Origin of the sequence: Bacillus sp. FSL K6-2431 (genome assembly GCF_038005165.1) — a bacterium.
In the GTDB taxonomy this organism is placed as follows: Bacteria; Bacillota; Bacilli; order Bacillales; family Bacillaceae; genus Bacillus; species Bacillus pumilus.
Genome location: NZ_JBBOSQ010000001.1, coordinates 1,447,690 through 1,471,472, shown reverse-complemented (window position 1 = coordinate 1,471,472; position 23,783 = coordinate 1,447,690). Strand labels below are relative to the sequence as shown.

The following is a 23,783-nucleotide window of genomic DNA, read 5'->3' as shown; positions in this document are numbered from 1 at the left end:
ACATTCAGATAAGGAAAAAGGTGTTTGTTTACACAACAGAAACAAACAGGCATGCAAATGAAACCTTTCAAGGTATTCAGGCGTAGAAACATAGAACGTAGTTATTCTAATAAAAGAGAGGTGTCGAATGTTTGGAATTAAATAACCTAAAATTACTTTATAAGGATATGAGAAGAAAAAATATTGATCGATCCAAATTTGAATTCTCAATTAAGGGAGTACTATTTAAATGTCTTTTTCTTATTGATAAGGCCCCATTTAAATTAATATTAGCAGCTAGAGGAAAGAATTTTTATTTGGAATTTGAAATTAAAAAAGATTTTAAAGTCAACTCTTACATAGAAAAAGATAAGTATTATCGATTATGTGAGATATTAGGTATAAAGAGAGATGATAAAAACAAATTTAGCACTAATGCTTTTCTAAGTTATGTCAATGACAGAGTTCCTCATAATATATCAGAAAATGATCGTCTTGTTCCTGCTGATATTGCTCCCTATCGAAAAATTGTTGAAGAAGAAAATAAAATTTATTTTATAAATGGATACCTCACGATGGTATCAAATCTAATGCCACACCTGAAAATTTAGAGAAAACAAGATTGTTAATTGGAGAAGAAGCATATCGTACATGTAAAGAAAGAAACATAAGTAGTGGATGGACAGACAATCCTAATTACGCAGATAAATCGACGAGAGACTTCCCCAAAAATTTTAAGACTAAATCTTAATTAAAAAAGGCGGTGATACTACGCCTTTTTTAATTCGTTCAACCTAAAACAAAATGAAATTTCAGGTGTGAACATCTAGTTTAAGTTAAACTTGATTTCAAAGCAGGAGAATGCGACATATAAGGCGTTTTACAATTCATTTCTGTGACTAGTTTCTAGTAACACTTACATCTGGTGATATTGAGCTATTCTAAACCTTGCTTATTAATCAAAGACTGATCTACTCTATTGGGGTGATGGAGTAAAATTAATCTCCTGTTCACTTCATTTATCGGTGTCGAAAATACATTTATAGACGATGTTTCACTTTTTTCCTTCTTAAATATCTCCACAACACGAGCGCAAGAACCAGCAAGATGACACATTGAATCGATAGTAAAAACATTTGCAATTCAACAGACGTTTGCCCACTTGTCATTTGATCCACGATATTATGCACCGCGTGCCATATGATCACCCATTGCAGGCTGTTAGTGAGTGCCACGATTTCGGCTGCAACGATTCCAAATAAAAAGGCGAATAGGATTTGTGCGACTGTTAAGGTGAGGCTTTTTCCGCTTAATAGATTAGCAGAATGACCTAGGCCGAATAATATGGCGGAGCCCCAAATGGCGGTACTCAGATTGATCTGTTTTAAATATTGAAACAGGATGCCTCGAAAGATTCCTTCTTCAAACAGACCGACACACACCATGAAGAAACAAAGTGCTATAAAGGAAGAAAGGGTTAGATCCTTATTTAATCCAGCAATAAATGGAATGGCCTCGATGATAAGGATGGGAAATATCCACATACCAAGAGACCCTTTTCGAAACCCTATTTCTTTCAAGTGAAAACGACTTTTTTGAATAATGAATAGAAGTAAAAGACACCCAGCCAGCATCGCACAGCCATTGATGAGATAGATGTTCGTTGGATCGGTTATTTCTTTGATGGATATATAGACACCTGCACTTGTTGGGATGATTAAAGAAAACAACAGTAGAAGTACTGATTTTCGAATGATTGTGATTGGTTTCATGTTTTGATTCCTCCTCTAACGTCAGAATAGTGGAATCAAGCAGAAGTCACAATTAAATCTTCCTAACATGTCAATATTTAGCCCTAAGATGCACTTTAAGATGTTGTTCGTTTCTTTCGCTGCTTTAAAAGTTCGTTGATTTCCTCAGCAGTTGCTTGATCTTTTTTATACAATAGATACTTGATCAAAAAGAATAAAGCCATGACCACAAGGAAATTCACGATGAACGAAAGAAGACTGATTTCACCGCTGACGATGATGATGGTTGTCATAATCATACACATCACAAGGACGATATATAAGATTTGTTGAAAAAGAATCCGTTTGTGGCTGTACGTTTGTTTTGGATATAGCAAGAAGGTCAGGGCGCTTGAAAAAAAGGAACTGAACATGATTGCTTGTAAAATATAGATGGGCATTGTTCCAAACGTGAAACAGTAAATCAATACGAGTGCAGTAAAGATCAGACAAAATGTGATCAAAAGATTTGTGATATAACGTTTCATCCTGTTCACTTCCTCCGTAACCCAAGCTTCTCTTTTAATGCTTGAATATAAAAACGTGAAATCATCACTTTTTCCTCATTTGTAAGCTTTGCTTCAAAACGACCGCTTGTTTTAGGAGAAATAGCGGTAATAGAATCTATATTCAGAATCATCGATTTTGAAATCCTGACATAATCGTGCGCTTCAAGCAGTTCTTCAAGTTCAAATAACTTTTCCTTTAAGAGAAACACCCCGTCTGATGTATACAAAAACGACTTTTTATCAACGCTTTCTATATATAAAATTTCGTGATAATAGACCTTTTTCATTCTTTCTTTCGTGGGTTCTTGTGCTAAGAGATAAGGGGCTGATTGCTCCACTTGCTGGACAAGCTTTTCAATCGTGGAATTGAGCTCATAAATGTGAAAAGAAACATATTCTGATTGCGGCTTTTGAATGAAATGAATATCTGTTTTCATTGTTTTTATTTGTAATCCCTCTTCAAAATCGCATACATATACACATCATCAAACCCATTCTGACCAAGATCATACTCTCTCAATAAACCTTCTCGTACAAAGTCAATCTTCTCCAATAATTGAACAGAGGACGTGTTTGCTGGATCAATAATTGCTTCAATTCGATTCAGATTCATCTCCTGAAATCCATACCGTAACACCGCAGTAATCGCTTCCTTCATGATGCCTTTTCTCCAATGATCGTGATGTAATTCATAGCCAATTTCGGTGCGGCAGTGCTGTTTTTCTAGATTGAGAAAGCCGCAGCTGCCGATAATGGCTGGATTGTCTTTTAGAGAAATGCCCCAGCGGATGCCTGTTTGTTCTTTAAAGATTTTGTCATACCACTGGATTTCTCCTTTTGTGTCTTCGATGGTTTCATGTGCATCAATGCCCATGTAGCGGCACACGGTTTCATTAGATAAATAGATGTGCATATCCTTAGCGTCTTCGGTCGTTGCTTGTTTTAAGATTAGTCTTTCGGTATGAATAGTTGGAAATGTTTGTGGAAATATCAATTTATCTCTAGTCATATGTATCTCCTATTGTTTATTTTATTTAAATTATACCTGTACTGTTCGAATTTGTGGAACCCTTTGGTATAATATGAAATTACCATTGTGGTAATCATTTACATGTGAATTATACTAAAGAGAAAGAGGATAAGAGAAATGGGCATTTTTCTAATCATGATTTGTATCGTGATGATCACCGTAGCTTTAGTGATTTATTTATTTAAAAAGGGAGTCATTCGTTCTAAGGCGTTAGTAATTGTAGGTTCTGTTTTAGGAGGAACGGCAGTATTTGTTTGGGTGACAATGTTTTTTAATTTTCACTCTATATCTTTAACAGATGAATCGCTAGGTCATGTTAAGATCGGTCAAAAATTTGAAGGAGATCATACTCTTGTAGAGAATCCTCAATATTCTAATTCTAAACAGATGGTCTACATGGAAAAAGAAAACCAAGATTTTGTAGTATCAGTTGATCAACATCATCGAGTAACATCTATTTACAATCAATCAAAACAAAAAAATCTTCAAACATCTAAGGGAGTTAAAATTGGAGAAGATTATTCATCTGTGATACAAACATATGGAGATCAATTCAAGAAGCTCTGGTTTGTCGAAGGGTATAGCAAAGGAATACAATACCAAGATCAATCAAACGGTATCATTTTGGAGTTCTTTTTCAATGACAATACACTAGCACTCATTGAACTTCGTAGTAAGCGGAAATAAAAAAGTAGAAAGTAAAAACAAGCATTTCAATTGAAATGCTTGTTTTTATGTTGTTTTTCCATAACAAGCCTTACAATAAAAAACCCCTTCATTCCTCAGCCAAGCCTTCACCTCTGTCATTCCTTTTCTCTTTGGATAGACAAGCTTAACGTACACTTCTTCGTTTCCTTCTATCTTTTTCCGACAGCTAGCACACGTGGGTTCTTCGAATCGAAACAATCGACATACTCCTTTTTGTAGATATTTCTTCCATTATATCAAATATCCAACTTGTTCTTTCGACTCTATTCTTCACTTTCTCAATTTTTATCCGACATATGCTAAGTAAAAGAAATTTCCGTTTGTTGAAACCGTTTGAGAGAAAGCGTGCTCTAACAGGTGTAGGAGGTGTGAGTGAGATGAAGCAAGTGCGTCTAATTAAAAAAGCACAAAAAGGGAATGTCCCGGCATTTGAGAAATTAATGCTGATGTATCAGGAGCGTTTATATAAAACGGCTTTTCTCTACACAAGAAATAAAGAGGATTCGTTAGATGCTGTTCAAGAGACGGTATTAAAAGCGTTTAAGCATTTATCTGGCTTGAAAGAACCAACATATTTTTCTAGCTGGCTGACTCGGATTTTGATTCATACGATTTTTGCGATGAAGAAAAGGCAGCAAGATGTTGTGCCGTTTGAACAGCAGCACGAAAGCGTTGAGCGGAATGATTTTTTGGAAGACAAGCTAGATTTAAAACATGCTCTTGATGTGTTAGATGAGCAATACCAGATTGTGATTCAGCTATTTTATTTTCAAGATTATTCGATTTCAATGATCTCTCAGCAGATGGATATGCCTGAAGGAACGGTTAAAACTCATTTGTATCGCGCAAGAAAGTTATTAAAGCAAACATTGGAAAAGGAGGAGAGTGTCGATGGAACGAAAAGAAATGAAAAAGCTTTATGATGAGATTGAAGTACCAAAGGTTGAAGTAACCTCTGCAATTCGCCAAGCAATAGGAGATGTGAAAGCGGAAAAGAAAAGACGTTGGTTCACATGGAATTGGAGAACGCCAATATATTCTGTCATCATACTAATCGTTCTTTATTTGTCATCAGGCTTCCTTTTTCCTTCTCTTAATACAGCGATGGCACGTGTCCCGATTATTGGGCAGTTTTATATGATGTTTCACGATAAAGTAGGAATGTCTCTTTTTCAGAGTGAGATGGTGAAGCATGTCAATGAGGGAGCTGAATCAAGAGGGGTTAATGTGGAAGTGAACAGTGTGTATTATGATGCAGGGCGGCTTGTTTATACATTTACTGTGAATCGTTTGAATACAAAGAAAGATGTTGTCCCTTTCATAGTCGACTTAGATCCAGTAAATCAAGCTTCCCAATCGAGTTCCTACAATCATGAATTGAAAAAATTAAAAGATGGCCGTTATGTTGGGCAAGTGACAGTCTATACAAATGGTCAAACGATCAAACAAGGTCAACAAGTGCCACTTGTCATTTCGAAAATTGGGGATATTGTAGGGAATTGGCGCTTCAAAGTACCAGTGGTCAAGCAAAAAACCACTTTATTAGCGGGACAAAAAGACGTGTCTATTTTTAATGGGCGTTATCACTTAAGAAATGTACAGGTAGAAAATGGAGTGAAAAGCTCTGTTATTCAATATACCATTGATTACAATGGTTTTGCTAAAGACGATATAGTTAGTATAGAAAGAATGAAGGATAATCTAGGGAATGATTATCAGTTCGAAATTGGAACAGTCTTAGGAGAAAAACAACTGACTCCTGACAAAACTAGAAAAAATCATTTGACCATTTTAGATCAGCCGATTGATCCAGAGGCAACTGAATTAACATTTTACACAGGTGTGACAGACGAACAAGAAGAAAGCAAAATCATTCCTCTCCAGACAAAGCTGCCTGTTCAGTTCAAAACAAAGCATCATGGAATTGGAATCAAAATCAATAAAATAGAGCAAAAGGGGCATTCTGTAACAGTTGATTATCAATTTACTGGAGTAGACCAGAAAGAATTAGATGAAGATATTATGGAGAATGTAGGTGAATGGATAGGGTTAGGTGACGTTAAAAAGCTAAAATCATGGTCAGATTCTGAAGCAAATGATGAAAACGGATATTACTTAGAGAGGAACGATGCAAAGGTGACCAATGTAAAGACAGCCTCTTTGCAATCCACTTTTGAATTTGATAAGAAGTTAGACACATTAGCATTTAAAGATTATGGACTTGATCTTAATATGTCAGATCTGAACCGATTGGCACCACAGAGAGATATACTTGTAACCATTCCAGTCAAAAAAGAAACATCAAAAGCTAGTCGATAAATAAGAGAGCGAACATGATTACACATGTTCGCTTTTTGTCTGCTTTTGGACCAGCCGATTACGATGGAACGAGTACCGAATCAACATGAATGCGACAAAACTGGCTAAACCGCCAATCCAGCTTAAGTTCGTGACATTTGTATATTGTATAATCACACCGCCAATTGACGATCCGAGCATCATGCCGATATTCATTATCGCTGTATTAAAACTCAGCACGGTTTCTGATGCTTGGGGTTTTAGAGAGATGAGGTAAAACTGCTTCGCCGGAGTTGTCGTCCATGTAGCGATGCCCCATATGGCAAGCGTAATCAAGATACTTATTGTAGAGAATTGCGTAAAGAATAAAGCAAAGAGAGCGAGCATCTGGATCATGATGCTGATCGAGATGGTTCGGTTTGGTCCCCATTGATCAACGGCGAAGCCGCCAAATCGTGAGCCTATAAAAGCAGCGATTCCTAAAATGAGCAAGGCGATACTTGTCATTTCAAGAGAGAAGCCAGCAGTCTGTCGTAATAAAGGCGAGATATAAGCGAATACCATTGTGTAGCCTAAGATCCAAAAGACGGTCGTGGCTAATCCGCTGATCACTCTGCTATCTTGAAGGAGATGTAATTGTTGCTTCAATGGCAGATGTGAATGTCCCTCCATGCGTGGCAGTAATTGATAAAGCAGTAGTAAAAGACAAGCAGTACCTAGTGCAATGATGAGAAAAATATAGTGCCAATCCACATGACCTGATAGAAATGTGCCAATAGGGACACCAAGTACGAGTGAAACGGTAAAACCAGTAATGACCGTTGCCATCGCACTTCCCTTTTTTTCTGGAGGGGCGATCTGCGCTGCATAATTCGTGGCGACGACAATATATAAGCCGCCACTCATGGCCATGATGACTCGGGATAGCAGGAGCAGCACAAAGTGATGGCTAAAAAAGGCGACCACATTGCCTAAAATAAACACTAAAATAGCCGATAACAGAACCTTTTTTCGGTTTAATTTCGATGTTGCCATGACTAAAAAGAGAGCACCTACTGCATAAAAGAGAGAGTAAACGGTGATAAGCTGTCCGGCAGCAGGAATGGAGATATGTAAATCAGCAGAAATCATATCTAGAATGCCTGACACGACGAATTCTGACGTGCCTGTGACGAATGAACCGACAGCTAAAAGAATAATCAATAGCTGATGTGATATGTTTTTCATTTTTGAACCCTTCCTTCAATTTGATACGTTGTATTTAGTTTAAATTCCGTGCTAACATAAGTAAAATTGATGTTTTTCATGAAGGAGATGAGTGAATACTCATGAGCTTTGTTCGCTTTGACATTATCGCAAAAGTGGTCGAACTTGGCAGTTTTACCGCAGCAGCTGAAGCGTTAAATATGACACAGTCCGCAGTGAGTCATGCAGTGGCAAGTTTAGAAACGGAGTGGGGTGTGTCCTTATTCATTCGTGATCGTAAAAAGGGCATCATGCTGACAGATATCGGTCAAACGCTTCTCCCGCATATTAGAGAAGTGTTAAATAGAGTGGGGAAGATCCAGCAGGAAATTGCGCTCACAAAAAATATAGAAACGGGCTTGATTCGTATCGGCACATTTGCCAGTGCATCTGCTTGTTTATTGCCTAAGCTGCTTGTGAGCTATCAGAAAAAGCATCCGAAAATCGAATTTAAATTTTATGAGGGAACGTATGAAGAAATATTGGAGTGGCTGGACTCTGGCATCATTGATGTTGGTTTTGTTGTGAAAGGCCATGCAGATGAAGCTTTTGACTTGCTGCCGCTGATCAAAGATGAGATGGTGGTCGCCTATCATCCAAATCATCGTTTTCACCAGCAGTCCATTGTAGACATCACAGATTTGGCGGATGAACCATTTATTATGCCGACTGGCATGTATCAATCACATGTAGAGGATATTTTTTCTGACGCTCAATTGAAGCCAGCTACTTTATTTGAAGTACACGATTGTACGACCATTGCTCGTATGGTTGGGGAAGGACTTGGTGTCACGATAGGTCCTGAGCTGTTTTTAAAAACGCAGCAGCTTGTGCAAATTCGACAGTTGAATATCTCTCATCATCGTGAGGTTGCGCTCGCCTGTCCGTCTCTCTCCCAAGCTTCTCCGGCAGTGAAAGAGTTTTTCCATGTAGCCGAAGCGGTTTTTGCAAAAGAGAAGGATTTGGAGAAGGGTGTATAAAGAACTAGATGCGATTTTCCAAATTCGTGTAATAAGACGAATGAAGCGGACATTTCTTTGAAAAATGTTCGCTTTTCGTATTGTGTTTTAAAAATGAAGTTGGTATTTGGTACAATAGACAAAGGAATCAAAAAGATGAAGGAAATATTGTTCAACGAACTGTTTCCAGCAGCCTAATGATTGAAAGAATTCAAGTCGTAACATCCCAATAAACTTTGAGAAAATAAATAACGGCCCGAATTCAACTAATGTGGTAATACGATGAAATTCCCAATATTAGCTAATTTTTCAAAATGGTTGATGTGAATATCAGAGGTTAGTATTTTAGAATCATTGAAAGTCGTAATTAACGAATTCCTTGTACAACCAGGTATTAATTTTTTTCAAAGTGATTGTGATGTAGCATTAGCTAGAAGTTTTAAATGTTTAAAAGATTATACCAATAACCGTTACTGCTCAACTAAAAATAAAAGTACAGCCGGCAAATGTTCTCCTAACATTGCTAAGCATTCAAGGCTCTATCATAAACATACAGGATGGTTCTCACCTAGTAAGTAAAGAAGGGGGGGTATTAGAATTTTGGGAGTTACGCTAATTATGGGTGTATTATTAATATTATCAATGTTTTTTTTAATTTTTTTGCTTTTAAAAAAGATTATAGATTTGAAATTAATCATTATAATAGGTATTCCTTTTTTAATAATAATAATTGTTTTTTCTATATTAATTTTTGTGAATTTCCATTCAGTTTCACTTGAAAATGAATCTTTAGGCAGTTTTAAAATTGGTGAAGAGATAGATAACAATGAACTCGAAAAAAATGATCAGTTTTCGTTTGAAAATGAAGTGGTATATTCCAAAAAAGGAAATGAAGATTTTTTAGTAACATCTAATAATAAGCAACAAATTATCTCTATTATTAATGAATCACAAGATGGAAATATTAAGACATCAAAAGGTATTAAGGTTAACGATACGTTTCAAGATGTAGTAAAGGCGTATGGGAAAGAATACAAAAACCTTTGGTTTGTAGAAGGGTATGAAACAGGTATTCAGTATCAAGATAAAGATGAACAGCTTCGCCTAGAATTTTTCTTTAATGAAGATAAATTGTACCGTATTGAATTAATTAAAAAGTGATGCGCTAAATTTTTGAAATAGTATAGCTTGATTTTTTTCCTGTTAGAAAGTTTATATTTTCTTGCTTTCTCTATGTTTCTTAGCAATTTCGAATATTTAGATAAGAAGTAACAAGAACTAGATGTGATTTTCCAAATTCGTGTAATAAGACGAATGAAGCGGACATTTCTTTGAAAAATGTTCGCTTTTCGTATTGTGTTTTAAAAATGAAGTTGGTACAATAGACACAGAAATCAAATAGATAGAAGTCGTATAATAGCGGGGATATGGCCCGCAAGTTTCTACCAAGCTACCGTAAATAGCTTGACTACGTCAATTCACACTCGTTTGATATAAATCATGCATTGTTCTTGTTTTATGTCACCGTCTGAATTCACATATGTAGTCAAGCGTCCCAAAATTGTTGGGGCGTTTTTTATTTGACTTGTGAATGGGGCAGACTAAAGCAAAAGGACATGAAGGGAGTCAGTTGGCTTGAAACAGTTTTTTCAGTTTGATGAGTTAGGAACGAATTACCGCAGAGAAATCATCGGTGGTTTAACCACATTTTTGTCGATGGCTTACATTTTGTTTGTCAATCCGATCACACTTGCTTTAGTGTCGGTACCGGATTTTCCAGATAAATTACGAATTGATCAGGGCGCTGTCTTTACTGCGACGGCGTTAGCCTCTGCCGCAGGGTGTATTCTGATGGGGCTGATTGCTAGGTATCCGATTGCGATTGCTCCAGGTATGGGCTTGAATGCCTTTTTCGCCTTCTCGGTTGTTCTTGGCATGGGCATCACATGGGAAGCAGCACTTTCTGGTGTATTTGTTTCAGGATTGATTTTCGTTGCCCTTTCTTTAACAGGTTTCCGTGAAAAAATCATCAATGCCATTCCGGCTGAGCTAAAGCTTGCGGTTGGTGCAGGTATTGGTCTATTCATTACATTTGTCGGTCTGCAAGGATCTGGCATTATCGCTAATAATGATAATACGCTCGTTTCGATTGGAAACATTCATAGTGGTCCTGTCTTATTAACGGTGTTTGGTATCGTGGTGACTGTCATTTTAATGGTTCTTCGAGTGAATGCAGGTGTCTTCATTGGGATGCTTGTGACAGCTATTGCTGGAATGATTGTTGGTCTTGTCCCAGTACCGACGCAAATTGTGGGAAGTATTCCAAGCTTATCTCCAACCTTTGGACAAGCCTTGATTCACTTGCCAGACATTTTCTCGATTCAAATGCTTGTCGTGATTTTAACGTTCTTATTCGTTGGGTTCTTTGATACAGCAGGAACGCTTGTGGCTGTTGCAACCCAAGCTGGTTTAATGAAAAATAATGAGCTGCCGCGTGCAGGAAGAGCACTTCTAGCGGATTCATCTTCAATCGTTGTAGGTTCTATTCTTGGAACATCGACGACAACATCTTATGTTGAATCTAGCTCAGGTGTTGCTGCTGGTGCACGTTCTGGATTTGCAGCTGTCGTGACAGGTATTTTCTTCTTGCTTGCGATGTTCTTCTCGCCGCTTTTATCCATCGTTACTTCGAATGTGACAGCACCTGCTTTAATCATTGTTGGTGCACTGATGGTCGCTCCGCTTGCGAAGATTGCATGGGATCGTTTTGAAATTGCCGTACCAGCGTTCTTAACGATGATTATGATGCCACTCACATACAGTATTGCAACAGGGATTGCGGTTGGCTTTATTTTCTACCCGATTACGATGATCTTTAAAGGGAAAGCCAAAGAAGTACATCCGATTATGTACGGATTGTTTGTGATCTTTATTCTCTACTTTGCTTTCTTAAATCATTAATAGTTCGCCTGAAGCAGCAGCTCATGGAAGCTGCTGTTTTTTTGTTTTGCCCTAATTTTCTTGCCATTTTAAAACCTCTGCTGCCCTTTAGCCGTCTATTCGTATGAACGTCAAGGAATCTTGACTGAACAGAGAGACTCCGCTACTTTAAGAGGAGTCATCCTTACAGGTCATTCGTATGAGCCTGTAAGGATTGTGCTGGATAGGAGTTGATATGAGATGTTAGAAAAAGATGAAGAGCAAAGTACATCAGACGTAAAAAATGAAGAGCCATCAATAGATCAAGAAACGAGGCAATCCCGCCTTAGCAGAAGCGCTGCAAAACGTGGGAGAACGTCGAAAGTAAAAGCAGCAGCGGATGATGAGCGTTCTGCCATTCAGCGTATGCTGCAAGGTGTAGGAGGCGCGTTTAAGCGCTATGGCTCATATGGACTTGCGATGTTAAAATCACCGAGCCGGGCCATCAATCAAGCGGAAACATTACGGATGAAGTACGCCTGGATCTCGATTGTGTTATTCAGCGTGTTTTTTGCTTTAGGCAACTATGTTCAATTAAAGGCGTCAAAGACTCGTTTATTAGGCTTTGGCATTCATTACTCTTTTGGTGACGCCTTTTTGAGGGTAGCGGTCTTTACACTCATTCTGCTCACATTGATGATGCTGACCGTCTGGTTACTCGGTAAGTACATGCTAAAAGGAAACATATCACTGAAAGAAGTGATCATGAAGTTTGGTGCCGCACTTGTACCGGTTTTGGTTTTATCCATCCTTTGGCTTGTATTTGCCATGCTGAATATTCCATATGTGACGGTCATTTTATCTGTGATGATGTTTTTTGGTCTCCAGTTGATTGCGGTCGTACTGTTTCGCTCGATTCAATTGGAGCATGAAGCGGTGAGCGGTGATTTGATGTATGCTGGCTGGATCTTTTTATTGGTGGAGCTTGTCATCATTGCACTGCTCTGGGGCATTGTCGGAGAGTATTTGATTCCTTCACTTGTGCCTGTTCGATTTGGATAATACACACAATGAAAACCTCCTTTTTTGAAAAAGGAGGTTTTCATGTTGAGACGAGGAAAAAACGGGTAAACTCTTGGTAACAAAGACCACCGTTCTTGTCGAAAGATATATGTGTTTTTCTCGCGCAAATTTGATTGTATCAAGGTATGTTCTCTAGTAGAATATGGGGTGCTTTATTTGATTTTTTAGTGCAGGGGGTTCGAATCGTGCTTCAACAACTTTTATCCAATGCGTTCACCATGGTTTTGATCATTTTAGTGATTAATATTGTCTATGTTTCATTTTCCACCATGCGTTTGATTTTAACAATGAAAGGCAGACGGTACGCAGCAGCTTTTGCTGGTACGATTGAAATGCTGATTTATGTGATTGGATTAAGTATCGTACTTGATAACTTAGATCAAATCCAAAATGTCATTGCGTATGCGTTAGGTTATGGGATGGGGATCATTGTCGGGATGAAAATTGAAGAGAAGCTGGCACTTGGCTACACAACTGTTAACGTGATCACAAAAGAATTAGATGTCGATCTCCCAAGGCAATTGAGAGAAAAAGGATATGGTGTCACCAGCTGGGTAGCAGGCGGTCTTGAAGGAGACCGGACAGCATTGCAAATTTTAACACCGAGAAAATATGAACTGCAATTATATGAAACGATTAAAACGCTGGATTCAAAGGCATTTATCATTTCATATGAGCCCAAATCGATTCACGGCGGCTTCTGGGTGAAGGCTGTGAAGAAAAGGAGAATTAAAGAATGACCGCAAAACCAAAGAAGAAGAAATTCTATGTGGAAGACGACATGACGATCGATCAAGTGTTGTCCCAGATGGCAGCGGAAGGCTACGCGCCTGTCCGACGAATGGAGGAGCCCATTTTTCAGGAAAAGAAGGAAAATGGGTCGATTCAGATCATTCCGATTGGGAAAAAAATCGTATTTGAAGGAAAAACAGTCTAAATCCGAACATTAAAACGACGACTTCATAGATTGTTCGATAAATCCGTTGACATCATGAACATCCGTTGTTAAGATAAACATGAATTCAAAACACGAACCTCATATAATCTTGGGAATATGGCCCATAAGTTTCTACCCAGTTACCGTAAATGACTGGACTATGCAGGATAGTGAACAAAACTGACATGGCGTTTCAAAAGCGAACAGCGCTTACCATGGCCCGGTTTGTGTTGCTTCCTAACAATGCAATGCAAATCGGGCCTTTTTGTTCGGCGTTTGACAAGCTGCTTAGGTTTGGGAAGCGTGTCAAACGATACAAAATCGAATATCAGCTTAAAGGTGGGGACAAAATGAAGCCGCTTGTAGGTGTCATCATGGGAAGTACATCTGATTGGGAAACAATGAAGAATGCGTGCGATATCTTAGAGGAATTAGACATTCCGTATGAAAAACAGGTAGTATCCGCACACCGGACACCTGACTTGATGTTTGAATATGCGACAGAAGCAAGAGGTAAAGGACTAAAAGTCATCATTGCCGGTGCTGGAGGCGCAGCACATTTACCGGGGATGGTCGCAGCGAAAACGACACTGCCGGTCATTGGTGTGCCCGTACAATCAAAAGCACTAAATGGACTGGATTCCTTATTATCCATCGTTCAAATGCCAGGCGGTGTACCAGTTGCGACAGTGGCGATTGGCAAAGCTGGTGCAACAAATGCAGGGCTTCTAGCTGCACAAATGATTTCAGCATTTGATGAAACAATCGCTGCTCGCCTTGAGGAAAGAAGAGAGCAAACAAAACAGACTGTACTAGAAAGCAGTGATCAGCTTGGCTAAGCAGACCATTTTTCCAAACGCAACCATCGGTATTATCGGCGGAGGACAGCTTGGCAGATATATGGCCGTCAGCGCAAAGCAAATGGGGTACCGGGCAGCTGTCTTAGACCCAGTCGCACAATCTCCTTGTGGACAGGTTGCTGATATAGAAATCACAGCTGCTTATAGTGACCTCGATGGGATTCGACAGCTGGCAGAAATCAGCGATGTCGTGACATATGAATTTGAAAATATTGATTATGATGCACTTAATCAATTGAAGGAAGAAGCCAATTTACCGCAAGGAAGTGAACTTCTTCTTTTAACTCAAAATCGTGAAACGGAGAAAAAAGGGATTGTAGATGCAGGCTGTGAAGTCGCACCTTACCGCATCATTCATGATGAAAAAGAGCTGGAAGACGCAGTAACCGTACTTGGTTTGCCAGCCGTGCTGAAAACATGCAGAGGCGGCTACGACGGAAAAGGGCAGTATGTGATCAAGGAAAAGGGACAGCTTCACGAAGCAGCTGAATTGCTCACACATGGAGCATGTATTTTAGAAAGATGGGTCCCATTTCAAATGGAGCTCTCGGTGATCGTCACTCGTTCTATTCACGGGGAGATTGCGGTATTTCCAGTCGCTGAGAACATTCATAAGCACAACATTTTGTTCCAAAGCATTGTGCCTGCAAGGGTAGAGGAAAGCATTCAGGAGAAGGCAAAAGTGCTGGCAACGACACTGGCTGAAAAGCTAGCGCTAGTTGGTACACTTGCTGTAGAACTGTTCCTGACAAACGAAGGAGAGCTACTCGTCAATGAACTGGCGCCTCGCCCGCATAATTCTGGTCATTATACGCTCGATTTATGTGAGACGAGTCAGTTTGAACAGCATATTCGCGCGATATGCGGTTTGCCGCTTGGCGGTACAGCCCTTTTATCAGAGGGCATGATGGTGAACTTATTAGGCGATGAAGTAGACATCCCAAAAGAGCATCCTGAGCTTCTCAAAGAAGCGAAGCTTTATCTATATGGAAAGCATGAAGTAAAAACCGGCCGCAAAATGGGTCATATGACTTTTATGAAACAGCTTGATGATGAATGGATGACAAACATCACAAAGATATGGACTGAAAGAGATGGAGGAAACGGGAAATGATCGAACGTTACGCACGACCAGAAATGTCAGCAATCTGGACAGAGGAAAACAAATTTAATGCATGGCTTGAAGTAGAAATTCTCGCTTGTGAAGCTTGGGCAGAGCTCGGCGTTATTCCAAAAGAAGACGTTGTGACTATGCGCAAGAATGCAAGCTTTGATATTGATCGTATTCTAGAGATTGAACAAGACACGCGCCATGACGTGGTTGCCTTTACGCGTGCTGTATCTGAATCTCTAGGAGAAGAAAGAAAGTGGGTTCATTACGGGTTAACCTCTACAGACGTAGTGGATACGGCGCTTTCATATCTATTAAAGCAGGCGAACGATATCTTGCTCAAGGACATTGAGAGATTTGTTGACATCCTAAAAGAAAAAGCAAAAGAGCACAAATATACCGTCATGATGGGCCGTACACACGGTGTACACGCTGAACCGACAACATTTGGCCTGAAGCTTGGTCTTTGGTACGAAGAAATGAAGCGTAACCTAGAACGTTTTAAACAAGCAAAAGCTGGCATCGAATACGGTAAAATTTCTGGAGCTGTTGGCACATATGCGAACATCGACCCGTTTGTTGAGCAATATGTATGTGAGAAGCTTGGCATCAAAGCTGCACCAATCTCAACCCAAACCTTGCAGCGTGATCGTCATGCAGATTACATGGCAACTCTTGCACTCGTCGCAACAAGCATTGAGAAATTTGCTGTTGAAATTCGTGGACTTCAAAAGAGTGAAACACGTGAAGTAGAAGAGTTCTTTGCAAAAGGACAAAAAGGATCATCAGCAATGCCGCATAAACGCAACCCAATCGGCTCTGAAAATATGACGGGAATTGCCCGCGTCATCCGTGGATATATGCTGACAGCTTATGAGAATGTACCACTTTGGCATGAGCGTGATATTTCTCATTCGTCTGCTGAGCGCATCATTTTACCAGACGCAACGATTGCACTGAACTATATGCTAAACCGTTTCTCAAACATTGTGAAAAACTTGACGGTCTTCCCTGAGAACATGAAACGCAACATGGACCGCACACTTGGCTTGATTTACTCACAGCGCGTTCTTCTTGCATTAATCGATACAGGCATGGCACGTGAAGAGGCATATGATACGGTTCAGCCGAAGGCAATGGAAGCGTGGGAAAAGCAAGTCCATTTCCGTTCATTAGTAGAAGCGGAAGAAAAAATCACATCACGCTTAACACCTGAACAAATCGCTGACTGCTTCGATTACAACTATCACTTGAAAAATGTCGATATGATTTTCGAACGTCTAGGTCTTGCGTAAGAAAAGGGCCACCTGCTTGTCAGGTGCCCAATCCTGAAAATTGCCAACATTCAAATTAGGAGGCCAACCTGAATGACTGTGAAACAAGAACTTCTCTACGAAGGCAAAGCGAAAAAAATCTATCAGACCGATGACGAGCAAATTTTATATGTCGAATATAAAGACTCAGCAACAGCATTTAACGGCGAAAAGAAAGCTGAAATCGAAGGCAAGGGCAGACTGAATAACGAAATTTCAAGCTTAATCTTTCAAATGCTACATGAGAAAGGGATCAACAATCACTTTGTGAAACGACTTTCTGAAACAAAGCAGCTCATTCAAAAGGTGCAGATTGTGCCGCTTGAAGTCGTTGTACGAAATGTGGTGGCAGGCAGTATGTCAAAGCGCCTTGGCATTCCAGAGGGAACAAAACTGGATACACCATTGATCGAGTTTTACTACAAAGATGATGCACTCGGCGATCCGCTCATTACAGAAGATCATATTCGCATTTTAGATGCAGCGACACCAGAGCAGGTCGAGGAAATGAAGCAGATCACAAGACAAGTAAATGAAGAGTTAAAGCAAATCTTCTCAGAATGCCATGTGAATTTAATTGATTTCAAGCTTGAATTCGGAATAGATCACGAGAATCGTATTTTGCTAGCTGATGAGATTTCACCTGATACGTGCAGGCTTTGGGACAAAGATACAAACGAAAAGCTTGATAAAGACGTGTTCAGACGAAACCTGGGCGGCTTAACAAATGCATACGAAGAAATTTTCAAAAGACTTGGAGGCCATAAACATGTATAAAGTGAAAATTTTTGTCAGCTTAAAAGAGAGCGTTCTTGATCCACAAGGAAGTGCCGTGCAGCACGCCTTGCACAGCATGTCTTATCAGGAAGTAAAGGATGTCCGTATCGGGAAATACATGGAGCTTGTCATTGAAAAATCAGATCGTGATTTAGATACAGTCGTCAAAGAAATGTGTGAAAAATTACTGGCCAACACGGTGATTGAAGATTACCGCTATGAGGTGGAGGAGGTTGTCGCACAGTGAAGTTTGCAGTGATCGTCTTGCCTGGCTCTAACTGTGATATCGATATGTACCATGCGATTCAAGATGAGTTAGGTGAACAAGTTGAATATGTATGGCACGACGAAACGAGTCTAGACCGATTTGACGGTGTACTCGTACCAGGCGGTTTCTCTTATGGGGATTACTTAAGATGCGGTGCGATTGCTCGCTTTTCAAACATCATGCCGGCGGTGAAAAAAGCAGCTGCGGAAGGAAAACCTGTTCTTGGTGTTTGTAATGGGTTCCAAATCCTTCAGGAGCTTGGCATTCTTCCAGGTGCGATGAGACGAAATAAAGACTTAAAATTTATCTGTCGTCCAGTTGAACTCATTGTAGAGAACAACGAAACGCAATTTACAAGCGGCTATCAAAAAGGCGAATCCATTTCGGTTCCTGTAGCGCACGGTGAAGGCAACTTCTACTGTGATGAAGACACTTTAGCGAAGCTGATTGAAAATAACCAAATCGCTTTCACTTACGGAGACGATATTAACGGCAGTGTCAATCGAATTGCAGGTATAACGAATGAAGAGGGCAATGTACTCGGCATGATGCCGCACCCTGAGCGCGCGGTGGATACATTACTAGGCAGCGCAGACGGACTTAAATTGTTTCAATCTATCGTGAAAAATTGGAGGGACACTCATGTCACTACTGCTTGAACCAAGTCACAAGCAAATTAAAGAAGAGAAATTGTATCAGCAAATGGGATTGAGTGATGAAGAATTCGCTTTAATCGAATCCATTATTGGCAGGCTGCCAAACTACACAGAAATAGGCATTTTTTCTGTCATGTGGTCAGAGCATTGCAGTTATAAAAACTCAAAGCCTGTCTTAAGCAAATTCCCGACAAAAGGAGAGCATGTTCTTCAAGGTCCTGGGGAAGGCGCTGGAATCGTTGATATTGGAGACAACCAAGCGGTTGTATTTAAAATCGAATCACATAACCATCCATCTGCGATTGAACCGTATCAAGGAGCAGCTACTGGTGTCGGCGGAATTATCCGTGATGTATTCTCCATGGGTGCGCGTCCAATTGCTGTACTAAACTCTCTTCGTTTTGGTGAACTGACTTCACCGCGCGTGAAGTACTTGTTTGAAGAAGTAGTGGCAGGGATCGCAGGCTATGGAAACTGTATCGGAATTCCTACAGTCGGCGGAGAAGTTCATTTTGATCAAAGCTATGAAGGCAATCCGCTCGTGAATGCGATGTGTGTTGGATTAATCAACCATGAAGACATCAAAAAAGGGCAGGCAAAAGGTGTCGGCAACACGGTAATGTATGTTGGTGCTAAAACGGGACGTGACGGTATTCACGGTGCAACATTTGCGTCTGAAGAATTTTCTGATGAATCAGAAGAAAAACGTTCAGCGGTTCAAGTCGGTGATCCATTCATGGAAAAACTGCTGCTTGAAGCATGCCTTGAAGTCATCAAAAACGATGCACTCGTCGGGATTCAAGATATGGGAGCGGCTGGCTTAACAAGCTCAAGTGCGGAAATGGCAAGTAAAGCAGGTTCTGGTATTGAGATGAATTTAGACCTCATTCCGCAGCGTGAAACAGGCATGTCCGCATACGAGATGATGCTGTCTGAATCGCAAGAGAGAATGCTTCTGGTCATTGAAAAAGGCCGTGAGCAAGAAATCATTGATATTTTCGAAAAATACGATCTTGAAGCAGTATCAGTTGGTCATGTGACAGACGATAAAATGCTTCGTTTACTCCATCAAGGTGAAGTGGTATGTGAGCTTCCTGTTGACGCTCTTGCAGAAGAAGCACCGGTTTATCACAAGCCGTCAAGTGAGCCTGCATACTATCGTGAGTTTTTAGAAACGAAAGTGGAAGCTCCAGCGATCACAGATGCAGCAGAGACATTAAAGCAGCTCCTTCAGCAGCCAACGATTGCAAGTAAAGAATGGGTCTATGATCAGTATGACTACATGGTTCGGACAAATACCGTCGTTGCACCTGGCTCTGATGCAGGTGTACTAAGAATCCGCGGAACGAAAAAAGCCCTAGCGATGACAACAGATTGTAACGCACGCTATCTCTACCTTGATCCAGAGGTCGGCGGGAAAATCGCCGTCGCAGAAGCAGCACGTAACATTGTCTGCTCAGGCGCTCGTCCACTTGCAGTGACAGATAACCTGAACTTCGGTAACCCGGAGAAACCAGAAATTTTCTGGCAAATTGAAAAATCTGCTGACGGGATTAGCGAAGCATGCCGCACGCTAAGCACACCAGTTATCGGTGGGAACGTCTCTTTATATAACGAATCAAATGGAACAGCGATTTACCCAACACCAGTCATTGGGATGGTTGGTTTGGTCGAAGATACTGCTCATATTACGACTCAATCGTTCCAGCAGGCTGGCGATGTCATTTTCGTCATTGGTGAGACGAAGGAAGAATTTGCAGGCAGTGAGCTTCAAAAGATGACAGAAGGTCGTATTTACGGAAAAGCACCGGAAATTGATTTGAACGTAGAGCTTTCGCGTCAAGAAGCTCTGCTAGCCGCGATTCAAAACGGTCTCGTTCAATCAGCACATGATGTGTCTGAAGGCGGACTTGGTGTAGCACTTGCTGAAAGTACATTTGGAACTGACGGGCTTGGTGCAGATATCCAAATCGATTTAAACAGCGAAGCTTCATTATTCAGTGAAACACAGTCACGTTTTGTCGTCACAGTCAAACTGGAGCACCGCGAAGCGTTTGCTGCGGCTGTCAAAGATGCGAAAGAAGTCGGAACGGTTACAAATGATGGTGTGTTTACTGTCAAAAATCAAGAAGGACAACAATGGATTCATGCAGCGGTCAACGAGCTTGAACGTGCATGGAAAGGAGCGATCCCATGCTTGCTGAAATCAGAGGCTTAAATGAAGAGTGTGGTGTCTTTGGGGTTTGGGGACACGAAGAAGCCCCGCAAATCACATATTACGGATTGCATAGCCTTCAGCACCGAGGACAAGAAGGTGCGGGAATCATTGCAACAGATGGTGAGAACCTCACATCACACAAAGGCCTTGGACTGATTACGGAAGTCTTTCAAAACGGTGAGCTAAAGGATTTGAAAGGAAAAGGTGCAATCGGACACGTTCGATATGCGACAGCAGGCGGAGGCGGCTTTGAAAATGTGCAGCCCCTCTTCTTCCGTTCGCAAAACAATGGCAGTCTTGCCCTTGCTCATAATGGAAACTTAGTGAATGCAACGCAGTTAAAGCAGCAGCTAGAGAACCAAGGGAGCATTTTCCAGACCTCTTCTGATACCGAAGTGCTGGCACATTTAATTAAGCGCAGCGGGCATATGGAATTGAAGGAACAGATCAAAAATGCGCTGTCCATGCTTAAGGGAGCCTATGCTTTCTTAATCATGACGGAAACAGAAATGATCGTGGCGCTTGATCCAAACGGCTTACGCCCGCTTTCACTTGGTATGCTTGGGGATGCTTATGTTGTCGCTTCTGAAACATGTGCATTTGATGTCGTCGGTGCCACGTATTTACGTGATGTGGAGCCTGGCGAAATGCTGATCATTAATGATGAAGGCTTAAAATCTGAGCGCTTCTCGATGAATATTAACCGCAGCATGTGCAGCATGGAATACATTTATTTCTCAAGACCTGACAGCAATATCAACGGCATCAATGTGCATAGTGCGAGAAAGAGTCTTGGCAAAAAGCTTGCTGAGGAAGCGCATGTCGAAGCAGATGTTGTGACAGGTGTACCAGATTCCAGTATTTCTGCAGCGATTGGATATGCCGAAGCAACAGGTATTCCGTATGAGCTCGGTTTGATTAAAAACCGTTATGTTGGCCGGACGTTTATCCAGCCGTCTCAAGCATTGCGTGAGCAGGGCGTACGGATGAAGCTGTCTGCTGTGCGCGGTGTAGTCGAAGGAAAGCGTGTTGTGATGGTGGATGATTCCATCGTACGCGGGACAACGAGCCGCAGAATTGTCACGATGCTAAGAGAAGCGGGTGCGACGGAAGTCCATGTACGCATTAGTTCACCGCCAATCGCACACCCATGTTTTTATGGAATTGATACATCCACACACGAAGAGCTGATTGCTTCTTCTCATTCAGTGGAAGAAATTAGACAGGAAATCGGTGCGGACACCATTGCATTTTTATCTGTAGACGGTTTAATGGACGGGATTGGCAGGAAGTATGATGATCCGCAGCGCGGTCAGTGTTTAGCATGCTTTACTGGGAAATACCCGACTGAAATATATGAAGATACGGTTCTTCCGCATGTGAAGGAAACGGTCTTGACGAAATAATCGAATAAAGGAGCAGCAGTCAAGATGAGTTGATATGCTGCTCTTTCATTCTGCCGAAAATACATGGAAAGCAGCAGCTAAAAGGAGTGAATGGGATGTCAGAAGCATATAAAAACGCCGGTGTCGACATCGAAGCAGGGTACGAAGCCGTCAAACGAATGAAAACACACGTAGAACGTACAAAACGAGCAGGTGTCATGGGCGCTCTAGGTGGATTTGGCGGTATGTTTGATCTATCTGAGCTGCCATACAAAAAGCCCGTTCTTGTTTCAGGAACAGATGGTGTCGGAACGAAATTAAAGCTTGCCTTTTTAATGGATAAACACGATACGATCGGCGTCGATGCCGTGGCCATGTGTGTCAACGATGTGCTTGCACAAGGGGCAGAACCGCTCTTTTTCTTAGATTACTTAGCCGTTGGAAAAGCAGATCCGGTAAAAATTGAATCCATTGTCAAAGGTGTGGCTGACGGATGTGAGCAGTCTGGTTCAGCACTTGTCGGCGGTGAGACAGCCGAAATGCCAGGTCTTTACACAGAAGAAGAATATGATATTGCTGGTTTTTCAGTAGGTGTAGTTGAAAAGGATGAAATCGTAACGGGAGAGGGCATCAAGGAAGGGCATTTGCTTATTGGACTCAGCTCAAGCGGAATTCATAGCAATGGATACTCTCTCGTTCGTAAAGTCTTGCTGGAAGACGCTGGTCTTGACCTGCATCAAACGTATGAACCTTTTACAAGACCGCTCGGAGAAGAGCTTCTTGAACCGACAAAAATTTATGTGAAGCCCGTACTCAAACAAGTGAAAGCCGGCAAGGTTGACGGCATGGCACATGTGACAGGCGGCGGTTTTATTGAGAATTTACCACGTATGCTGCCTGAAGGTCTTGGTGTTGAGGTAGATAACGGCTCATGGCCAGTTCCCCCTATTTTCTCCTTTATTCAAGAAAAGGGTCAGTTGAAGGCAGAAGAGATGTTCAACGTGTTTAATATGGGCATTGGCTTTGTCCTAGCTGTCAAAGAGGACGATCTTGTGGATGTGATTAGCGAGCTTGAACAGGATGGAGAGAAAGCATTTCTCATCGGACGTGTTCAAAAAGGAGAAGGTGTCACATTCGGCGGTGGAAGCCTCTCATGAAGAAGTTTGCGATCTTCGCCTCTGGAAGCGGGACGAACTTTCAAGCCATTATAGATACGTTAAAAGAAGAAAAGTGGCAGGCAGAGGCCGCCATTGTGATTTGTGATAAACCGGGTGCAAAGGTGCTGGAGCGTGCTGAGAAAGAGGGCATTCCCTCCTTTGCTTTTACCCCGAAGGCTTTTCCGAATAAAGCCGCTTTTGAACAAACAATCATCGAACAATTGAGGCTTCATGAAGTAGAATGGGTTTTCCTTGCGGGGTATATGAGACTAATCGGCCCGACATTACTTGAAGCATACAAAGGGAAAATCGTGAATATCCACCCATCCTTGCTGCCAGCTTTCCCTGGTCTTGATGCCATCGGACAGGCGCATCAAGCAGGCGTCAAAGTGGCAGGCATCACCGTCCATTTTGTTGATGAAGGGATGGATACAGGTCCGATTATTGACCAAGCCGCGATCTATATTGAACAAGGCGAAGAGCTTGAATCAATTGAAAAAAGAATGCATGAACTAGAACACACACTATATCCAAAAGTGATCAAATCACTTTTAGAATTATCTTAATGAGGTGACGAAGGC

At 41.1% G+C, this 23,783-nt stretch carries 27 protein-coding genes and 2 riboswitches; of the genes, 21 read left to right on the top strand and 6 right to left on the bottom strand.

From position 1 onward, the window contains the following. Window positions 1-131 precede the first annotated feature (131 nt). Window positions 132-590: a DUF6037 family protein gene (locus MHH40_RS07325; protein ID WP_340900848.1), complete on the top strand. Its 459-nt coding sequence runs from the start codon at window positions 132-134 to the stop codon at window positions 588-590. 11 nt (window positions 591-601) lie between these two features. Next, entirely contained in the window at window positions 602-730 is a 129-nt protein-coding gene (locus tag MHH40_RS18870; RefSeq protein WP_429747889.1) for a hypothetical protein, read from the top strand. A 289-nt stretch (window positions 731-1,019) separates the two neighbouring features. On the opposite strand, the gene MHH40_RS07320 is transcribed toward MHH40_RS18870, so the two are convergent. The 4 genes from MHH40_RS07320 to MHH40_RS07305 all read right to left on the bottom strand — a co-directional run bounded on the left by MHH40_RS07320 (window position 1,020) and on the right by MHH40_RS07305 (window position 3,287). Further along, window positions 1,020-1,751, bottom strand: a complete 732-nt coding sequence (locus tag MHH40_RS07320; RefSeq protein WP_340900846.1) for a CPBP family intramembrane glutamic endopeptidase — start codon at window positions 1,749-1,751, stop codon at window positions 1,020-1,022. 95 nt (window positions 1,752-1,846) lie between these two features. Further along, the gene (locus MHH40_RS07315; protein WP_050945696.1) at window positions 1,847-2,257 is read right to left on the bottom strand and encodes a hypothetical protein; all 411 of its coding nucleotides are present in this window, start codon (window positions 2,255-2,257) and stop codon (window positions 1,847-1,849) included. A 5-nt stretch (window positions 2,258-2,262) separates the two neighbouring features. After that, window positions 2,263-2,715, bottom strand: a complete 453-nt coding sequence (locus tag MHH40_RS07310; protein WP_050945697.1) for a LytTR family DNA-binding domain-containing protein — start codon at window positions 2,713-2,715, stop codon at window positions 2,263-2,265. Window positions 2,716-2,720: 5 nt separating this feature from the next. Next, on the bottom strand, window positions 2,721-3,287 hold the full coding sequence (locus MHH40_RS07305; protein ID WP_050945698.1) for a GNAT family N-acetyltransferase: 567 nt from the start codon (window positions 3,285-3,287) through the stop codon (window positions 2,721-2,723). Window positions 3,288-3,425: 138 nt separating this feature from the next. On the opposite strand from MHH40_RS07305, the gene MHH40_RS07300 reads away from it, so the two are divergent. Continuing rightward, window positions 3,426-3,995 (top strand): hypothetical protein, encoded by a 570-nt coding sequence (locus MHH40_RS07300; RefSeq protein WP_050945699.1) that lies wholly within the window; start codon window positions 3,426-3,428, stop codon window positions 3,993-3,995. 45 nt (window positions 3,996-4,040) lie between these two features. Here the strand turns inward: MHH40_RS07300 and MHH40_RS07295 are convergent, their stop codons facing one another. Then, on the bottom strand, window positions 4,041-4,214 hold the full coding sequence (locus MHH40_RS07295; RefSeq protein ID WP_050945700.1) for a hypothetical protein: 174 nt from the start codon (window positions 4,212-4,214) through the stop codon (window positions 4,041-4,043). 179 nt (window positions 4,215-4,393) lie between these two features. Here MHH40_RS07295 and MHH40_RS07290 point away from each other — a divergent pair, with 179 nt between their 5' ends. Together MHH40_RS07290 and MHH40_RS07285 are read left to right on the top strand one after the other, a co-directional pair. Further along, window positions 4,394-4,939 (top strand): sigma-70 family RNA polymerase sigma factor, encoded by a 546-nt coding sequence (locus MHH40_RS07290; RefSeq protein WP_309217265.1) that lies wholly within the window; start codon window positions 4,394-4,396, stop codon window positions 4,937-4,939. Then, complete coding sequence (locus MHH40_RS07285; RefSeq protein ID WP_050945702.1) at window positions 4,908-6,335, top strand: DUF4179 domain-containing protein; 1,428 nt, start codon at window positions 4,908-4,910, stop codon at window positions 6,333-6,335. The genes MHH40_RS07290 and MHH40_RS07285 overlap by 32 nt, the downstream gene beginning before the upstream one ends. A gap of 18 nt (window positions 6,336-6,353) precedes the next feature. Here MHH40_RS07285 and MHH40_RS07280 read toward each other — a convergent pair whose 3' ends face one another. Then, the gene (locus MHH40_RS07280) at window positions 6,354-7,541 is read right to left on the bottom strand and encodes an MFS transporter (protein ID WP_050945703.1); all 1,188 of its coding nucleotides are present in this window, start codon (window positions 7,539-7,541) and stop codon (window positions 6,354-6,356) included. A 101-nt stretch (window positions 7,542-7,642) separates the two neighbouring features. Between MHH40_RS07280 and MHH40_RS07275 the strand changes: the two genes are divergently transcribed. From MHH40_RS07275 to purN, 16 genes are all read left to right on the top strand, one after another. After that, on the top strand, window positions 7,643-8,539 hold the full coding sequence (locus tag MHH40_RS07275; RefSeq protein ID WP_340900837.1) for a LysR family transcriptional regulator: 897 nt from the start codon (window positions 7,643-7,645) through the stop codon (window positions 8,537-8,539). A 597-nt stretch (window positions 8,540-9,136) separates the two neighbouring features. Beyond that, window positions 9,137-9,679 (top strand): hypothetical protein, encoded by a 543-nt coding sequence (locus tag MHH40_RS07270; RefSeq protein WP_050945705.1) that lies wholly within the window; start codon window positions 9,137-9,139, stop codon window positions 9,677-9,679. 228 nt (window positions 9,680-9,907) lie between these two features. Beyond that, window positions 9,908-10,009, top strand: a riboswitch (purine riboswitch). A gap of 144 nt (window positions 10,010-10,153) precedes the next feature. Beyond that, complete coding sequence (locus MHH40_RS07265; RefSeq protein ID WP_050945706.1) at window positions 10,154-11,479, top strand: NCS2 family permease; 1,326 nt, start codon at window positions 10,154-10,156, stop codon at window positions 11,477-11,479. A gap of 219 nt (window positions 11,480-11,698) precedes the next feature. Next, window positions 11,699-12,499 (top strand): hypothetical protein, encoded by an 801-nt coding sequence (locus MHH40_RS07260; protein WP_050945707.1) that lies wholly within the window; start codon window positions 11,699-11,701, stop codon window positions 12,497-12,499. Window positions 12,500-12,705: 206 nt separating this feature from the next. Then, entirely contained in the window at window positions 12,706-13,260 is a 555-nt protein-coding gene (locus tag MHH40_RS07255; RefSeq protein ID WP_024424505.1) for a DUF2179 domain-containing protein, read from the top strand. Beyond that, window positions 13,257-13,457 carry an NETI motif-containing protein gene (locus MHH40_RS07250; RefSeq protein ID WP_050945708.1) on the top strand — a complete coding sequence of 67 codons (201 nt, stop codon included), beginning with the start codon at window positions 13,257-13,259 and terminating at the stop codon, window positions 13,455-13,457. Before MHH40_RS07255 ends, MHH40_RS07250 begins: the two co-directional genes overlap by 4 nt. Before the next feature lie 79 nt (window positions 13,458-13,536). Further along, window positions 13,537-13,638: riboswitch (purine riboswitch) on the top strand. A gap of 169 nt (window positions 13,639-13,807) precedes the next feature. Further along, on the top strand, window positions 13,808-14,296 hold the full coding sequence (purE, locus tag MHH40_RS07245; protein ID WP_050945777.1) for a 5-(carboxyamino)imidazole ribonucleotide mutase: 489 nt from the start codon (window positions 13,808-13,810) through the stop codon (window positions 14,294-14,296). Further along, window positions 14,289-15,431: a 5-(carboxyamino)imidazole ribonucleotide synthase gene (gene purK, locus MHH40_RS07240; RefSeq protein ID WP_050945709.1), complete on the top strand. Its 1,143-nt coding sequence runs from the start codon at window positions 14,289-14,291 to the stop codon at window positions 15,429-15,431. Before purE ends, purK begins: the two co-directional genes overlap by 8 nt. Next, on the top strand, window positions 15,428-16,723 hold the full coding sequence (gene purB, locus MHH40_RS07235) for an adenylosuccinate lyase (RefSeq protein ID WP_003213884.1): 1,296 nt from the start codon (window positions 15,428-15,430) through the stop codon (window positions 16,721-16,723). Before purK ends, purB begins: the two co-directional genes overlap by 4 nt. A gap of 72 nt (window positions 16,724-16,795) precedes the next feature. Then, window positions 16,796-17,518 (top strand): phosphoribosylaminoimidazolesuccinocarboxamide synthase, encoded by a 723-nt coding sequence (gene purC, locus MHH40_RS07230; RefSeq protein ID WP_050945710.1) that lies wholly within the window; start codon window positions 16,796-16,798, stop codon window positions 17,516-17,518. Beyond that, window positions 17,511-17,765, top strand: coding sequence for a phosphoribosylformylglycinamidine synthase subunit PurS (gene purS, locus MHH40_RS07225; protein WP_003214349.1), 255 nt, complete (start codon window positions 17,511-17,513; stop codon window positions 17,763-17,765). The genes purC and purS overlap by 8 nt, the downstream gene beginning before the upstream one ends. Further along, window positions 17,762-18,445, top strand: coding sequence for a phosphoribosylformylglycinamidine synthase subunit PurQ (gene purQ / locus MHH40_RS07220; RefSeq protein WP_044141518.1), 684 nt, complete (start codon window positions 17,762-17,764; stop codon window positions 18,443-18,445). Before purS ends, purQ begins: the two co-directional genes overlap by 4 nt. After that, window positions 18,429-20,660: a phosphoribosylformylglycinamidine synthase subunit PurL gene (gene purL, locus MHH40_RS07215; RefSeq protein ID WP_050945711.1), complete on the top strand. Its 2,232-nt coding sequence runs from the start codon at window positions 18,429-18,431 to the stop codon at window positions 20,658-20,660. Before purQ ends, purL begins: the two co-directional genes overlap by 17 nt. Then, window positions 20,636-22,066: an amidophosphoribosyltransferase gene (purF, locus tag MHH40_RS07210; protein ID WP_003213939.1), complete on the top strand. Its 1,431-nt coding sequence runs from the start codon at window positions 20,636-20,638 to the stop codon at window positions 22,064-22,066. Before purL ends, purF begins: the two co-directional genes overlap by 25 nt. Before the next feature lie 95 nt (window positions 22,067-22,161). Next, window positions 22,162-23,202, top strand: coding sequence for a phosphoribosylformylglycinamidine cyclo-ligase (gene purM, locus MHH40_RS07205; RefSeq protein WP_050945712.1), 1,041 nt, complete (start codon window positions 22,162-22,164; stop codon window positions 23,200-23,202). Further along, entirely contained in the window at window positions 23,199-23,768 is a 570-nt protein-coding gene (gene purN / locus MHH40_RS07200) for a phosphoribosylglycinamide formyltransferase (RefSeq protein WP_050945713.1), read from the top strand. The genes purM and purN overlap by 4 nt, the downstream gene beginning before the upstream one ends. Window positions 23,769-23,783: the final 15 nt, after the last annotated feature.

Coding starts and splice junctions, on each gene's coding strand:
- MHH40_RS07320 (WP_340900846.1), bottom strand. CDS start 1,751: ATGAAACCAATCACAATCATTCGAAAATCAGTACTTCTACTGTTGTTT.
- MHH40_RS07315 (WP_050945696.1), bottom strand. CDS start 2,257: ATGAAACGTTATATCACAAATCTTTTGATCACATTTTGTCTGATCTTT.
- MHH40_RS07310 (WP_050945697.1), bottom strand. CDS start 2,715: ATGAAAACAGATATTCATTTCATTCAAAAGCCGCAATCAGAATATGTT.
- MHH40_RS07305 (WP_050945698.1), bottom strand. CDS start 3,287: ATGACTAGAGATAAATTGATATTTCCACAAACATTTCCAACTATTCAT.
- MHH40_RS07300 (WP_050945699.1), top strand. CDS start 3,426: ATGGGCATTTTTCTAATCATGATTTGTATCGTGATGATCACCGTAGCT.
- MHH40_RS07290 (WP_309217265.1), top strand. CDS start 4,394: ATGAAGCAAGTGCGTCTAATTAAAAAAGCACAAAAAGGGAATGTCCCG.
- MHH40_RS07285 (WP_050945702.1), top strand. CDS start 4,908: ATGGAACGAAAAGAAATGAAAAAGCTTTATGATGAGATTGAAGTACCA.
- MHH40_RS07280 (WP_050945703.1), bottom strand. CDS start 7,541: ATGAAAAACATATCACATCAGCTATTGATTATTCTTTTAGCTGTCGGT.
- MHH40_RS07275 (WP_340900837.1), top strand. CDS start 7,643: ATGAGCTTTGTTCGCTTTGACATTATCGCAAAAGTGGTCGAACTTGGC.
- MHH40_RS07270 (WP_050945705.1), top strand. CDS start 9,137: ATGGGTGTATTATTAATATTATCAATGTTTTTTTTAATTTTTTTGCTT.
- MHH40_RS07260 (WP_050945707.1), top strand. CDS start 11,699: ATGTTAGAAAAAGATGAAGAGCAAAGTACATCAGACGTAAAAAATGAA.
- MHH40_RS07250 (WP_050945708.1), top strand. CDS start 13,257: ATGACCGCAAAACCAAAGAAGAAGAAATTCTATGTGGAAGACGACATG.
- purE (WP_050945777.1), top strand. CDS start 13,808: ATGAAGCCGCTTGTAGGTGTCATCATGGGAAGTACATCTGATTGGGAA.
- purB (WP_003213884.1), top strand. CDS start 15,428: ATGATCGAACGTTACGCACGACCAGAAATGTCAGCAATCTGGACAGAG.
- purC (WP_050945710.1), top strand. CDS start 16,796: ATGACTGTGAAACAAGAACTTCTCTACGAAGGCAAAGCGAAAAAAATC.
- purS (WP_003214349.1), top strand. CDS start 17,511: ATGTATAAAGTGAAAATTTTTGTCAGCTTAAAAGAGAGCGTTCTTGAT.
- purL (WP_050945711.1), top strand. CDS start 18,429: ATGTCACTACTGCTTGAACCAAGTCACAAGCAAATTAAAGAAGAGAAA.
- purF (WP_003213939.1), top strand. CDS start 20,636: ATGCTTGCTGAAATCAGAGGCTTAAATGAAGAGTGTGGTGTCTTTGGG.
- purM (WP_050945712.1), top strand. CDS start 22,162: ATGTCAGAAGCATATAAAAACGCCGGTGTCGACATCGAAGCAGGGTAC.
- purN (WP_050945713.1), top strand. CDS start 23,199: ATGAAGAAGTTTGCGATCTTCGCCTCTGGAAGCGGGACGAACTTTCAA.